The organism is Enterococcus sp., assembly GCF_032555305.1.
Lineage (GTDB): Bacteria > Bacillota > Bacilli > Lactobacillales > Enterococcaceae > Enterococcus_A.
Window position 1 is genome coordinate 23,457 of record NZ_JAWGOQ010000025.1, and the last position, 13,618, is coordinate 37,074.

At 39.7% G+C, this 13,618-nt stretch carries 12 protein-coding genes and 1 CRISPR repeat array; of the genes, 3 read left to right on the forward strand and 9 right to left on the reverse strand.

What is annotated here, in order from left to right:
- Positions 1-2 precede the first annotated feature (2 nt).
- Positions 3-303: direct repeats of the CRISPR family, unit length 37 nt; unit sequence TGTTTTGGAAGCATTCAAAACAGCATAGCTCTAAAAC.
- Positions 304-434: 131 nt separating this feature from the next.
- Genes csn2 through cas9 form a run of 4 tightly spaced genes read right to left on the reverse strand, consistent with a single transcriptional unit; the run spans position 435 to position 6,290 of the window.
- The gene (gene csn2, locus E6139_RS16560) at positions 435-1,094 is read right to left on the reverse strand and encodes a type II-A CRISPR-associated protein Csn2 (RefSeq protein ID WP_316404425.1); all 660 of its coding nucleotides are present in this window, start codon (positions 1,092-1,094) and stop codon (positions 435-437) included.
- Positions 1,081-1,422, reverse strand: a complete 342-nt coding sequence (gene cas2 / locus E6139_RS16565) for a CRISPR-associated endonuclease Cas2 (RefSeq protein ID WP_316404426.1) — start codon at positions 1,420-1,422, stop codon at positions 1,081-1,083. Before cas2 ends, csn2 begins: the two co-directional genes overlap by 14 nt.
- Entirely contained in the window at positions 1,419-2,285 is an 867-nt protein-coding gene (gene cas1 / locus E6139_RS16570; protein ID WP_316404428.1) for a type II CRISPR-associated endonuclease Cas1, read from the reverse strand. Before cas1 ends, cas2 begins: the two co-directional genes overlap by 4 nt.
- On the reverse strand, positions 2,286-6,290 hold the full coding sequence (gene cas9 / locus E6139_RS16575; protein ID WP_316404430.1) for a type II CRISPR RNA-guided endonuclease Cas9: 4,005 nt from the start codon (positions 6,288-6,290) through the stop codon (positions 2,286-2,288).
- A 749-nt stretch (positions 6,291-7,039) separates the two neighbouring features.
- Between cas9 and E6139_RS16580 the strand changes: the two genes are divergently transcribed.
- Positions 7,040-8,089: a hypothetical protein gene (locus E6139_RS16580; RefSeq protein ID WP_316404431.1), complete on the forward strand. Its 1,050-nt coding sequence runs from the start codon at positions 7,040-7,042 to the stop codon at positions 8,087-8,089.
- Positions 8,090-8,273: 184 nt separating this feature from the next.
- On the opposite strand, the gene E6139_RS16585 is transcribed toward E6139_RS16580, so the two are convergent.
- Positions 8,274-8,804 carry a 5' nucleotidase, NT5C type gene (locus E6139_RS16585; protein WP_316404433.1) on the reverse strand — a complete coding sequence of 177 codons (531 nt, stop codon included), beginning with the start codon at positions 8,802-8,804 and terminating at the stop codon, positions 8,274-8,276.
- 233 nt (positions 8,805-9,037) lie between these two features.
- On the opposite strand from E6139_RS16585, the gene E6139_RS16590 reads away from it, so the two are divergent.
- Entirely contained in the window at positions 9,038-9,223 is a 186-nt protein-coding gene (locus E6139_RS16590) for a hypothetical protein (RefSeq protein ID WP_316404435.1), read from the forward strand.
- A gap of 117 nt (positions 9,224-9,340) precedes the next feature.
- Here the strand turns inward: E6139_RS16590 and ade are convergent, their stop codons facing one another.
- From ade to E6139_RS16605, 3 genes are all read right to left on the reverse strand, one after another.
- A complete protein-coding gene (gene ade, locus E6139_RS16595; RefSeq protein ID WP_316404437.1) occupies positions 9,341-11,080 on the reverse strand; it encodes an adenine deaminase in 1,740 nt (579 codons plus the stop codon).
- A gap of 249 nt (positions 11,081-11,329) precedes the next feature.
- The gene (locus E6139_RS16600) at positions 11,330-11,737 is read right to left on the reverse strand and encodes a pyridoxamine 5'-phosphate oxidase family protein (protein ID WP_316404438.1); all 408 of its coding nucleotides are present in this window, start codon (positions 11,735-11,737) and stop codon (positions 11,330-11,332) included.
- Positions 11,738-11,749: 12 nt separating this feature from the next.
- A complete protein-coding gene (locus E6139_RS16605; RefSeq protein WP_316404440.1) occupies positions 11,750-12,646 on the reverse strand; it encodes a diacylglycerol kinase family lipid kinase in 897 nt (298 codons plus the stop codon).
- Between the two features lie 191 nt (positions 12,647-12,837).
- On the opposite strand from E6139_RS16605, the gene E6139_RS16610 reads away from it, so the two are divergent.
- Positions 12,838-13,158 carry a DUF960 family protein gene (locus E6139_RS16610; RefSeq protein ID WP_316404442.1) on the forward strand — a complete coding sequence of 107 codons (321 nt, stop codon included), beginning with the start codon at positions 12,838-12,840 and terminating at the stop codon, positions 13,156-13,158.
- A gap of 18 nt (positions 13,159-13,176) precedes the next feature.
- Here E6139_RS16610 and E6139_RS16615 read toward each other — a convergent pair whose 3' ends face one another.
- On the reverse strand, positions 13,177-13,614 hold the full coding sequence (locus tag E6139_RS16615; RefSeq protein ID WP_316404443.1) for a universal stress protein: 438 nt from the start codon (positions 13,612-13,614) through the stop codon (positions 13,177-13,179).
- Positions 13,615-13,618 lie beyond the last annotated feature (4 nt).

Consider the following 13,618-nt stretch of genomic DNA (forward strand, 5'->3'; position numbering starts at 1 on the left):
CCTTTTTTGGAAGCATTCAAAACAGCATAGCTCTAAAACTGGCGTGTACGAAGTGAAAGCAACCGATATGTTTTGGAAGCATTCAAAACAGCATAGCTCTAAAACCCTAAATCATTATTACTGTTTGCTAGGTCTGTTTTGGAAGCATTCAAAACAGCATAGCTCTAAAACAGAAGTATGGGAAGAACGAGTACCAGAAGTGTTTTGGAAGCATTCAAAACAGCATAGCTCTAAAACTGAACGTCGCATTGTCTTTCCAATGAACGGGTTTTGGAAGCATTCAAAACAGCATAGCTCTAAAACCTCTAAAACCTCGTAGACAATTTTTGTTTCTAAAAGGTTTCGTAATCGCGCCACTCATCCATAGCTAGATTTCAGCTTTGAATGCTTCAAATTTATCTATTTTATTTAATTATCAAAGAGCAAAAACATCACTACTCACTTACTTCTAAAAAATAGTCTTCGTCTAGAATATATTGCTCAAAATCCTCAATTCTTCTTGGTTCCAAAAATAGAACATCCACTCCATAAAGAGAAATATAACTGGTTAGTTCCGTCAATTCTTCCTCTGTTAAATAGGAACAGACATTTACGAATACCAACAGCTTTTTCTTTGAGAGATTTTTGAATACCTGTACGATCTCAACTAGTTTTTCAAAAATAGTATCGCTCTTCGTCTCAACTTTAATACCTAAAGCTTTGAAGAGTTCAATAATAGTGATTTCATCACTTTCTAAATCCAACTCATGCTCGATAAGCTCATAATTGATCAACTCGCTTATCGTAGAAGCCAAATTATCGATCATCGATTTAACTTCCGGCTTTTCATTTAATTGCTTTTCCAAATCTCCATAAATTAGCTTTAATATAGCAGTCGAATTAAGCTCATAGCCTAAAACATCTGTAATCAGCATCAGCTCAGAATCTTTTACACCTTTTTGCTTATTATCAAAAATACGTAACTCCGATTCTCCATCATATTGATAAAACATTTTTACCAAACGAGCAAAAGCTTTCGTATCTTCAACCGCTAAAATAGTTGCATTCGTGATTTCAATTGGTTGATCCAATAACCCAAAATTAATCCTCTGCATAGTCTTCACCTAAAAAAACAATCCGTTCATCTGAATTTCCGATACGTGTGTCGTATTCACCACTTAAATAAATCATGCGTGAGAATTGTTTCTCCGTAACCGTTAGCAAAGTAATCAACCCTTTTTTCGGATTATTTTGTTTTAGTCTAGCCACCATCGCCTTCGATGCTGTTCCATTCAGTAATATTTTACTATACACGGAGAATTGATGCATAATGAATCCTTCACTCAACAAAAATTTTCGAAAATTACGATACGCCCTTCGCTCATCTGCTGTTTCAGTTGGCATGTCGAACATTAATATCATCCTCATATATCGATAACTCATACCTGAAATTCCGGAATCCTTTCATTTTCTTCGTTTAATACTTTGATGATTTTTTTCGTGTAATCACTAGCAATGTTCGTCAAAAACATCTCTTTTGAGTTGTATTGGTAATTATTTGTGAATAACTCAAACAACGCGCGCTTAATAACACGAAAATCCGCCTTTCGATTCGCATAGACGATTCGATCAACAATTGGTCTAAAAGGCTCCATCAAATCACTTGCCAAGTTGAAATCATTGAATTGATTGGCATGTTTAAGACCAAACTGTGTCATACAGCCACATCTCACAATTTCTCGTGCAAAAATACTCATCAATAGTGTATAACCATAGTTCAGCCCAGCATTGATAGAATTTTCACTGTCACGGGAAAAGTCATTCCCAAATAACGTATTAAAATAGATCCTTGCAGCGTGTCCTTCTCGATTTGACGGATCAAAGATTTCTAACCCACTGTGTAGTGTCATTAAAGCAGTCGCCTTTTCTTGATAGTCCAAGTCAATGAGAAACTGATGCTGGTTCAATATCTTTTGCGAAATAATCTCCGTCCAAACAATTCCTTTGCGTTCCAAAGTCCAATTAATTTGGCGACCCAACTGCAAGCTGCTATCATGCCGCCCATAAAATGGTAGCAGCTTCCCAATGGGTAACCGTTTATCATCACAAAAAAGAATTAAAATGTTTTCATCAACTAAGCGTTTGATCAGCATCGTTGTGATCAAAATGTCGGTTGTCTCTAACAATAAAACATCGATTTCAGATAAATGGATCATTTCATTTCGGCTCGAAGTTTTATAGACAAGATGATTGTTCTTATACGCCAATTTTGAGTGGCTGTTCACCACGATTGTTCGCCAGCCCATCTACTCACCTAATTTCTTGTGGGTCTCATACATACCCGTAATCGACTGATTGATGATCGTTGCATTCAATAACTCCTTAATGCCTTTATAGCGTGCACGCTTTATCTGCTCACCAAAAAAGGTAAAGTCAGCAGGTGCGCCCATTGCGTTAAGCTGCATCAAATTCAAGAAAGACTGTGCCATAATTTTGATATCAGCATCATGATTTTTTTCAAATAGTCCAACCATGATTTGCATTTTCTTTTCTGTGATCGAATATTTCATGGCAAATTCCTTCACGAGCTCAAACAGTTCATCGAAGTCGCTCCGATGGTCATTTAGATAAGTAACGCTTTTCCCATCTAATCCTTCACAATGTTTCGCATGATATAGGAGTTCAACTAAATACTCTGGTAATACCAGTTGATTTCCTTTTTGTGCTTCTGAGGCACTAGCAAGGAGTCTTCGGCGCCCATCTTCAAACTCGTAAAGTGTATATTTCGGCAACTTCACTATAACTTGAGGATTTGAAAAACCCTTTCCTAATAAAAACTGAACTTCATTTGCTTCGAATTCCAAACGCTCCATGATCGTGATCCCCACGATCTCTTTCACTCTTTTCTGCTTCTTACCTTTTTCATGTGTAATCACCACAGAATAGGCGATGGTAGGTTCAATGTAACCGCCATATTTTTTGGGATCTAAATTGCTTTTTATCGGAATTCGTTTAGCAGTATCACTTTTTGGCTGAATCGTTTCTTTTGAAAAACTCCCTGTCTGAATTTCCGTCTTCTTTACGATATTCATCTGTCGATAATTCATTACCTTTTTCACAGTTGAAATATCTTGTTGGCTCCAAAGAATCTCGCCTGTCTCGGCATCTGTTTTCACTTGATCACTTTTGAAAAACAACATCAAATTACTGTAAAATTCTTTTTTAGCTGTAGCTTTATTCTCTTTGAAGGAATTAAATTTACGATAATCCCCATAAACGAACTCCGGCTCCAACTTTGGATACACCTTCAATAAAGCAGTAACAACAACACCATTGAGATAGGCATCGTGTCCGTGGTGATAATCATTCACTTCGCGCAGCTTATAGAAGTTGAATATCTGCCGGAATTGACTCGTCAGGCTAGCTTTCAGTGTAATAATTCGTGTAGATATCTCGTTTTCTTTATCAGCAGCATTGAATCTTTGGTGTAAAATTTGCGCAACATTTTTCGTGATCTGTCGTGTCTCAACTAATTGACGCTTGATAAAATGTGCCTTGTCCTCATCTGTCAAGCCACCACTTTTAGCCTTCGTCAAATGGTTGAATTTGCGATCACTGATCAAATTGTTCTTTCGCAACAATTCCCAATAAGATTCCATTCTTTTCACGACATTTTCACTTGGAACATCATCAGACTTCCCACGATTTTCTTTTGAACCTACCAAAACCAAGTTATCAATCGAATCATCTTTGATAAAGCTCTGGGGAATAATATGATCTATATCATAATTAGATAGATTATGAATGTCCAAATCATCCCCTGTATACATGTCTTTTCCATTTTGCATGTAATAAAGAAAGAGACGATCGCTCCGCAAATTGACATTATCAAGTGGATAATTCTTGAGAATATTGCTACCAAGATCTTTCATTGCTTCTTCTAAAATCCTTTGACGAGCCTTTGACTTGTCTCTGCCTTTTGCGGTGGTTTGATTTTCTCTAGCCATCTCCACCACGATATTTTTAGGCGCATATCCCATAATAGCAACGATCTCATCGACAATTTTTAGACTTTGCAGAATTCCTTTTTTGATCGCTGGACTTCCCGCCAAATTTTTCACGATTTCATGCAGATCATCCGTTTGTTCCAAGTCCTGTTCTTTGGCGATAGTTTCCTTAAATGATAACGTCTCATCGTTAATCAACTGCATGAAATTTCGATTTCTATTCTTAGGCATATCATCATCACGCATCAAGTAATCCAGGATTGTTTTCTTTGATTGTTTATCACGAATCCCATTGAGCAATTTTGCGGATAATCGTCCCCAACCAGTATAATGACGGCGTTCTAAATTTTTTAAGACTTTCGGTTCAAAGCACTCTGCATACGGACTCAACTGTTCATGGATCATTTTCCGATCTTCAAAAACGGTTAATGTCTTAATAATTTCCTCAAACATTGCGTCATTATCAGGATCATCCAACATTTCCTGTTTGATACCGACTTTCATCAAATCATGATAGGTTCCAAAGCTGGCATTGAAGGCGGTCTCGATTCCATCTATTTTATTTACATCTATCATGTATTGATTTTTTAGAAATTTTTCCAGATCGCTATACTTGACTTTACGCTGTTTCTTGAAGAGCTCATCAAAAATTTCTCGTTTTTCAATACTAGAAAAATTTTGAGTGATCCCTCTTTCATCAGTATACGTAACTTTAGTCAACTCATTAAAAACCATGTATTTCTCATACAGCAGACTATGCTTCGGCAGCACTTTTTCCTGCGGTAGGTATTGATCGTAATTGATCATCTTTTCAATAAATTTCGTAGCAGAGTCTTCTTCGTTGACCACCTCTTCAAAATTCCACGGTGTGATCGGCTCTGCTGTTCTGGTTGCCCACGCAAAGCGACTATTTCCTAACGCTAAAGGTCCCACGTAATATGGAATTCTGAACGTTAAAATTTTAGCAATTTCATCTTGGTTTTCTGCCAAAAATGGATAATACTTTCCCTGTTTACGCAAAATCGCCTTCAATTCTTCTAAATGAATTTGGTGTGGGATAACACCATTATCAAACGTTCGCTGTTTTCTCAAAAATTCTTCTTGCTCGATTTTATCTAAGAAATAATTGGCTCCTTCTACCTGGTTCAATACCTTCTTCATGTATTTATAGAAATCTTCCTGTGTCACGCCATTTTCAATGTAGCCAGCATAACCATTTTTCTTTTCATTTCGAAAGATATCATAATATTCTTCGGGTAATTTTTCTCTGATGAAATGCTTGATTTTCTTAAGGTCTTCCTTGTGTTCCTCGTAACGTTTCACCATACTGGTAGAAAGTTTCGCCCTAGTTGTAGTGTCCTCAACAGTCAAAATACCCGATAGCTCCACCGCATCATAAACTTTTTTTGCTGCTGCAAAAACTTCTGCGAACTCGTCCCCAATGCTTGCCAGCAGCCCCTCCAGTTGTTCCTCATACTCTTCTTTAGAAAACTGCATTTTAACATCTTCAGTTAAGCCAAAAGTCTTTTTGAAATTTGCTTGATTGCCAACGATCAGCTTTAAAAATTGCATGAAAGTACCTGTAGATTTTTCAGTTGGAAATAATGCTAAAGCATTCTCCGCTTTTCTTTGACGCGAAAGTCTTGTCTGCAATACATCTGCGACTTTTATTGTTTCAACGATTGGATTGATCAAGCTGCCATCTCCTTGTAATGAAAAGGCCTGGTTGTATGCTTGTAAAAATAGTTTAAACATTTCTTCAACTGAAGTATTTTCCAGACTAAGTTTCCCTTCGATTAAAAAATTCCCACGATACTTGATCATGTGAGCCATTGCCAAATAGATTAATCGCAGATCGCTCTGTTCATTAGAATCGACTAAATGTTTCCGCAAATGATAAATTGTAGGAAATTTTTCATGGTAGGCGACCTCTTCTTCAAGCGTCGCAAAGATTGGATGACGTTCATTCAACTTATCCTCTGGAACAAAGAAGCTTTCCTGCAAACGATAAAAGAAATTGGGATCGACTTGATTCATTTCAATCATGAAAAATGTCTGTAAAAAGTTCAACCGATTGCGCCGTCTTGTATATCTGCGACGGGCTATCCGCTTTAATCTAGTTCCCTCAGCCGTTTCCCCCGCTTCAAACAAACGAACACCCCAGAAATTCTTCTTGATCTTTTTCCGTGAACCGTTCCCTTTGATCTTCATATTTTTCTTAACTAACTCATAGTTCTCATATTGTACCGCGTAACCAACAGATGAGGTTCCGATATCTAACCCAATGGTATATTCTCTTTTCATTGACATCCTCCCAAAAAAATATTTCGTTCATTTTGTCTTTGATTTCTCAGAAAAGCTTGTTATAATGAATTTGTTGGAAGCTTTCAAAACAACATAGCGAGTTAAAATAAGGCTTAGTCCGTAATCAACTTTTCTAAGTGGCGCTGTTTCGGCGCTTTTTTTTGTGCCCTAAAAAAGTATTCTTTCTTCCAACTATAGTAACCGCTTACTAAAAGTTTACCAAAGTTCTCATCAAATAAGAACACCAATAACAAATAAGTATCTTAATTCGAGAAAATTGAGTTATAAATGTATATAGCCTCTATATGATTAATCACTTAATCTGCATTCACCAATTAATTGGGCAACATTTTTTATGCTTCAAAGTATTGCTACCTTTTCGAGAAAGCATCAGTAAGTAAGCTTAAATAGATTGGAAATACAATTACTGTAAAATAATGGTACTTTTTTACAGTCCCAAATTTCTTCATAATTTTTACAGCCTGCTTAGTTAAATCATCATAAATCAAACGAAACAGCTTTTTCCTCTTTACGATAAAAAAACAAGTGTTGTTATTTATCATTTGATCACCGAAAATTGTTTGTTCTGCCATTATTTACAATAGTCATTACCCACAACTTTTATAAATAATAAATAATAAAGGTATATACGTTTTGCTATTCAATTTTCAAAACATCCGTGTTATCCTATCGTTGCAAACGAAAATGTAACCGTTTGCTTTAAGATGAAAAATTGGAGGTTGGATTAGATGGCTTTAGCTAATGTGAAGATTGGACAGAGAACCCTTTTTGGAGTTAAGAAAGAGAACTTAATGAAGAGAATTCGTACATTTTTTGAACAAACGGGCAATGCCGCGGAAGTCGTTGAATATCTTGTAGCGATTCTTTTGCGCAATGCTTTATGTGTTGGAGATTTCTCCCTTAATCTGGTTGTGGACCTGATCCATCAGATCTTTCTTATCTCAGAACCCAATGACACTCTGCGTCAACACGCAATTTACTTCCAGAAATTCTTTAGTGAAGAACAATGGCAGACTGTCATCGCACGCCTTTTCCAAAGTGAAACCGCCTTTCGTGAAGCTACCAAGGAAACTTGTTTATATAATGAATTGTTAATGAAAAGAACACAAATTGTTAGAGAAAACTCAGAAGAACAGTTCAAAATCGTCTCGGTGTTTATGGATGCCTCCGGGAAAAAGCATACTTGGACCCTGTCTAATACAAAAGAAATCCCAAAAGAAGCAGAACAAGAAATCGCTGAGGTTGCCGAATTATTGAAACTAATGACGACTCTGACAATTTTTGAAACGCCAGCTGGCATCCGCCGCTTTACAGAGTACATGAGTTATAAAAGTAAACGAGGCAGTATCGATGTCGAGCATAAAGCAGCCGCATCTCAACCAAAAGTGGTGTCTTCTACCCAAGCTTCAGCTACTCCATCAACAACCAAACAAACACAAGCTTCTACTACTAATAGAAGCAACACACCTCAAAAAGTCACAAATCCAGTTTCTAACAGTGTCAACACGAACAACACGCTCTCTACAAATGCGGACACTTTGCTCTCGTTGCCGGAGGAAGCTCCGCCGACTAAGCTTAAGAGCTGCTCCGCCGCGCCGAATCCAACCACAACAGAGACGACTCCTGCCCAAAAATCTACCAAGAAACCGGAGACTATAGACACCTCCCAGCTGCGCTATGGCAAAACGGATGAACAGATCAAAAAAGGGCGTGAAGCGAAGAAAAAGAAAAAGATTTTCGACAGGGCATTTAGTTGGAGAAACAGAAAGAAGAAATGACGCTTAGTTGATTGTTTCGATTTTTTGTCCGATCCTCTTGAACAAAAAATTGTGAGACCTAGGTTTATTTAGTATGGACAATTTTTGAGCTGATCCTAAAAAAGCAGGAAAAGGCGAATAGCTAGCTACGCACCTTCTCCTGCTAAACCAAATGTTGAGAACTATTGTCGGGTACCCCTTTTTTCTAATGCTTCTCCTCAAAATACCGATACACTTCATACCAATCATTCATTTTGGGTTCATAGGTTTCGTAATAATTATGAGCGGCGGCGAAAAGAATGCCTTGTCCTTGGAAATTCTCCAAGTGCCGCATGTGATCATCGATCAGATAGTCAGCGGAAATGATCGATTTATCCCCGCAGAAGACGTAGTTAGTTTCTGGAATGAAGCTGAAATGTTCCTTCAGCCAGGCGTATTTGGCATCGAAGGAAGTCGGAAATTCCATTGCCGCCGTAGTAATAAAGATCTCGTGCTTCTCTGCCAATTTTCCCAGCGCTTCCTTGGCGCCTTCAATCACGGGCAAATCCGCGAAGTAGTTCTCATCACTGACCATCGCTTGAATAGTTTCGGCTTGTTCTGGGTGCATTAGCCGCAGTTTAGTGCCAGCTAAATCCTTCTTACTATACTTCGTTCCATTTGCAGCATTGAAAAGTATTAGCTGCTTTGCAATAAAATCCGCGATTACTTCGTCCATATCAACCGCAATCCTTACCATTTTCCCACTCCTTCTTAGTTTATACTATGCTGAACTGACCCTTCTTAATCAAGATACTCTCTTTGTGAACATTTTCTCTTAATCCATCTACTTAGTCAACAAGTCATGACAGTTGATTTTCCGCCACTTATTTTGAACCTTTCACAATCGTAAGTTTACCCACTCTTTCGTAAGTATTTTATCCTTCGATTCCTTGATATGATGAATACATCAAAGAGAGGGAGTTGTTAAATATGGATACATTTACGATTGTTTTGTTGGGTTGGGGACTTTATTCTGTGATTAATTATTTTGAAAAACGTGGGGAACGGATCAAAGCGATCCTTGCGACAATGGTGATCAGCTTAGCAGTTATTTTGACAAATATTTACGGCAACATCGCCAGTGTGTCACAGATGGGCTTAGGAAATTTATTCTGACGGTTGGTGCCAGCGTATTGATTCTTTCATTCTTTATTTTCTTACCTGCAATCTTTAGAACAAAAAAATAAGTTAGGTCAAAAGATTCTTTCGAGGATCTTTTACCTAACTTTTTTTCTAGTCTTCCACTGATACAGACACAACTTCAAACTTCGTCACATCCACCAATCCAATATCCGTGATCTTCAGATTCGGAATCACTGCTAATGACATGAAGCCCAGTGTCATGATGGGATCGACTTTTTCCGACACGCCTAATACTTCATGGGCCAGACGATTGATCTCCGCCTCTTGTTCTGCAACTTCTTCGCCGCTCAAGTCGCTCATCAATCCGGCGATCGGCAAGGCCATACTGCCGATGACTTTGCCAGCTTCGATCAGCACGACGCCGCCTTCTTGCTCCTTCAATGCTTGAAGGGCGGCAGCCATATCTTCATCATTTGTCCCTGTTACGATCAAATTATGGGAATCATGAGCGATCGACAAGCCGATGGCGCCTTTTTTCAGACCATAATCTTTTAATAATCCCACAAAGGCATTGCCGGTATTATGATGACGTTCGATCACCGCGATCTTAGTCACATCCTGATGCGGGTCATAAACGAACTGATCCTGTGAATCTCTTTTAATAGAAACAATCGCTTCATTCGTTAAAGCCTCTTGTGGAATCACTTCGATCGCACGGGCTTTTTCGCTAGTTAAAGTAAGCGTCAATTGTTCCGGCTGGAATTTATCGATATGCACACTGGATTGCACATTTTCAGTGGAGATGCGTTTGACTTCTGCCAGATACTTGCCATTTTCAGCGATCAACTTACCCGTAATATAGGTCGCTTCAATTTCTAGCTGAGTCAAATCAGAGAAAATCACTAAATCAGCTCTCAGTCCTGGTGCGATGGCACCGCGATCGTTCAGCTGGCAGCATTGCGCCGCGTTTATGGTCGCCATTTGAATCGCGCGAAACGGTGATACACCTTCTTCGATACAGATGCGAATGCTGTTGTCCAGATGTCCTTTTTCCAGCATTGTTTTTGCCTGTAAATCATCCGCAGACAGGACACAGCGCTGATAGTTATTATCTGTTACACCCTTTAATAAGGTTCGCAGGTTTTGCGTAACCGAGCCTTCTCGTAAGAAAACATACATCCCGCGTGCGATCCGCTCTGTCAACTCTTCAACCGTTGAACATTCGTGATCATTAGCGATTCCCGCCGCCGCATAAGCATTCAGCTCCTCATGGAAGACCATCGGTGAATGACCATCGATCCGCAAGCCCCGTTCTTTTGCTGCTAACAACTTATCTAACACCGCATCCTCTGCGTTGATTACGCCGGGAAAATTCATGAATTCTGCTAGTCCATCGACCTGCTTGTTCTCAAAGGCAGGAAGCATATCTGCGGCTTCCACAACAGCACCAGCATTCTCCATATTAGTCGCCGGCACACAGGAAGGCATCATATAACGAATATCCAATGCTGTTTCTTTCGCTGCCTCCACCATATAATCCAAGCCTGCCAAACCTAGCACATTGACAATTTCATGGGGATCAGCCAGTACGGTCGTCGTTCCGTGAGGGACCAACAATCGACCAAACTCCTCTGGTGTCACATAAGAAGATTCCACGTGGATATGAGGATCAATAAATCCCGGAGCCACAAATTTCCCTTTTAGGTCGATCGTTTCCTTCCCATGATACTCGCCGCTGATTCCAGCGATTTTCCCATCAACGATCGCCAAATCTCCAGAAATCGTTTGTGCTTGGTACACATCAATCACATTCGCATTCTTTAAAACTAAATCAGCCGGTTCACGCCCCGCTGCTACATCGATCAATCGCTTTAATGCCTTTTTATCCACTTCCTTCGCTCCCTTTTGTAAATATTTTTTCTATTATAGCAGGGTTGCTCTGACGTTTCATTAGCAAATCATTTTATTTTTGAAATAATTCTAAATTAATGAAGGAGCGCTTGCATCATCTTCTCATTGGTCATGCCCGTCATTATCAAAAAAGCCAAAGCTTCGGGGACCATCTCAACGAGCATCGAATAGAGATACTATATCCACATAAAACAAAAGGGCCAACTCCCGCAAGAGTTGACCCTTTTGTTATTTTTCAGGTACATCTAAAAATTCACCGTGCATATTTTCATAATGCTTGACACTCAATGTCTCAAAAACAGCGATCATCGGATGCTCATAGTTCAATTCCTTTTGAAATTCGTTCAATTGTGCGGCTAACTTCTTGTACTCGACCAGTTCTTCAGCGAACAAATAGCCCTTCAACGCAACGCTCTCATGCTTTTCCTTATCAAAACAAAACAGACTACCGGTTCGATTATGACGAATGTTATCCGCCGTTCGTCCATCCCCGTTGATGTAGAATTTGAAATAGTAAAAGCCATTTCGTTCCAGCGGCGGTGAAACTGCGATCGCATGGGGGAAGCCGCGATTATCGATCGTGATCAGCGTAAACGTATCCGCGTTAACCAATAATGTTTCCATATTTTTGTCCATCTTCAAACCCTCCTATTTCTCATTTTCTGATTTTTCTGGTACATAAAGCGGCACGAAATCTGCCAAAAACTCCACGGTTAATGGTAAAGCCGGTCCCTTATCGCCATCGATCCGGGAATAGATTTTTTTGGCCGTCAATGGCGTTAACTCTAACTTTTCAGTTTCCAAATAAGTCATGGCATTGGATTCCTTCAGCCGACCCGTAAAGATAAAACGCATAAGCTGAAGTAGCTTTCGAAAGCGCATATTATGCAAAATACTGACATGCAATGTATCATAATCGGTATCCACATAGGTTCTTCCGCCGATTGAATGGGTGGTCGTCGCTAAGGAGAACCAAACCTTCAACTTTTCGTGAAAATTATCCGCCTTGATCTCGACGGGATAGGATGTATCTTTGCCGATCTGCTTCAACGCCTTCAGTGGATAAACGATCAACCCAAATTTTCGCTTTTCATTTTGCCGGACTTCATTAGAGATATCTGCGAATGAGCCAAAAGTAAAGGAGCTGATGACCGCCTTTTGCCGATCTTGGCAGGCGGCGATTCCCACTTTTCGTTGATGACCAGCGATGATCACATCCATCGCTTCCTCTTCATCCAACGGCAGATGCCAGCGTTTGGCAAAATTATTGATCGTACCTCCTGGAATGATGCCCAGTGGGAGTGATTTGCCTGCCTGAACAAAGGCGGTTCCGACAATATTCAATGAACCGTCACCGCCGATCGCGACAATTCCATCGTATTCTTCGATGGCCTCTTTCACCTTTTCAACTGCTTTTTCCGGATCAGGTGCAGTCAGAAAATTAGCTGAATGTTCTGCTTGCTCAAACTTGACCTTCATTCTTTTGGCTAATTTTTCAGCATTCCCATCCCCTGCATTCGGATTAAAAAAAATTCCATAGCGCATCTTTCTCACCCTCGTTCATTTGCATAATAATTGTTAATCTTAAGCGCTAAAGAGCTTTATCTTTTCCCCTTCACCATATCATTTTTAACAAAAAAAAACTCTTACAACGAACTAAATTACGAGAATTTGATTGCTTTTACTTTTTTTCTACCTAAAACCTGCTATGATAAAGCAAAGAGAGGTTGAGAAAAATGTTTGAACCGACGAAACCACGACGAAGTGAGGTCCCTTTTGACGCTGTTCCTGAACACATGCAGCAGGAAATCTGGCATATGATTTTTGTACGGCCCATGAAAGGATTACCCCTTACTTCACCCCAGCGTTTCCACTTTTTTAAAAATAAAGTAGCCCGTACATTGAGTGTTGTCTATTCGCAAAGTGAGCCCTATTTTTCAGACGGGATCACCGCACCCTATGTCGAGGCCTATGAAGAGATCGAATTTCCCAAAGTAATGTACGTGTATGATGACGGGAACGAATTGCTTATGACGCTGGATGAAAAAAACGTCTGACTCGAGTCAGACGTTTTTTTATTTTACTACCATCACATTGCAAGGTGCTTGATTGACCACATATGCTGTCGTTGAGCCAACAAATAATAAGGAAAGCGCCCCTAATCCTGTCGCGCCCATCACGATCAGATCTGTATCAAGCTTTTGTGCCAGCTCGACGATCTCTCGTTTAGGATTGCCGGCGATAATCTGGGACGTCAGATGGACCTCCTGCTCCTCCGTCATGCGATGATGCTCTAATTCGGTGATAATGCTTTGCGCCTTGGCGTGGACTTCCTGCATTAATGGGATCGAATTTCCTCCGGTCGTTCCGCTAAAGCTGGCTGTATCGATCACTGTTGCCAAAGTCAGCTTGCCGTTATTCCTCTTTGCGATATTTATTGCTTCATCAAAGGCCTTTTTGGATTGCTTCGAGCCATCCACAGCAACTAAAATATTCTTATATTCATCAACCATTTTT

What these genes read in the sequence shown, in the direction of transcription:
- E6139_RS16610 (WP_316404442.1), top strand. Translation starts at nt 12,838, where the DNA reads ATGTTTGAACCGACGAAACCACGACGAAGTGAGGTCCCTTTTGACGCT.
- E6139_RS16580 (WP_316404431.1), top strand. Translation starts at nt 7,040, where the DNA reads ATGGCTTTAGCTAATGTGAAGATTGGACAGAGAACCCTTTTTGGAGTT.
- E6139_RS16585 (WP_316404433.1), bottom strand. Translation starts at nt 8,804, where the DNA reads ATGGTAAGGATTGCGGTTGATATGGACGAAGTAATCGCGGATTTTATT.
- cas1 (WP_316404428.1), bottom strand. Translation starts at nt 2,285, where the DNA reads ATGGGCTGGCGAACAATCGTGGTGAACAGCCACTCAAAATTGGCGTAT.
- cas2 (WP_316404426.1), bottom strand. Translation starts at nt 1,422, where the DNA reads ATGAGTTATCGATATATGAGGATGATATTAATGTTCGACATGCCAACT.
- csn2 (WP_316404425.1), bottom strand. Translation starts at nt 1,094, where the DNA reads ATGCAGAGGATTAATTTTGGGTTATTGGATCAACCAATTGAAATCACG.
- E6139_RS16605 (WP_316404440.1), bottom strand. Translation starts at nt 12,646, where the DNA reads ATGCGCTATGGAATTTTTTTTAATCCGAATGCAGGGGATGGGAATGCT.
- E6139_RS16615 (WP_316404443.1), bottom strand. Translation starts at nt 13,614, where the DNA reads ATGGTTGATGAATATAAGAATATTTTAGTTGCTGTGGATGGCTCGAAG.
- cas9 (WP_316404430.1), bottom strand. Translation starts at nt 6,290, where the DNA reads ATGAAAAGAGAATATACCATTGGGTTAGATATCGGAACCTCATCTGTT.
- E6139_RS16600 (WP_316404438.1), bottom strand. Translation starts at nt 11,737, where the DNA reads ATGGACAAAAATATGGAAACATTATTGGTTAACGCGGATACGTTTACG.
- E6139_RS16590 (WP_316404435.1), top strand. Translation starts at nt 9,038, where the DNA reads ATGGATACATTTACGATTGTTTTGTTGGGTTGGGGACTTTATTCTGTG.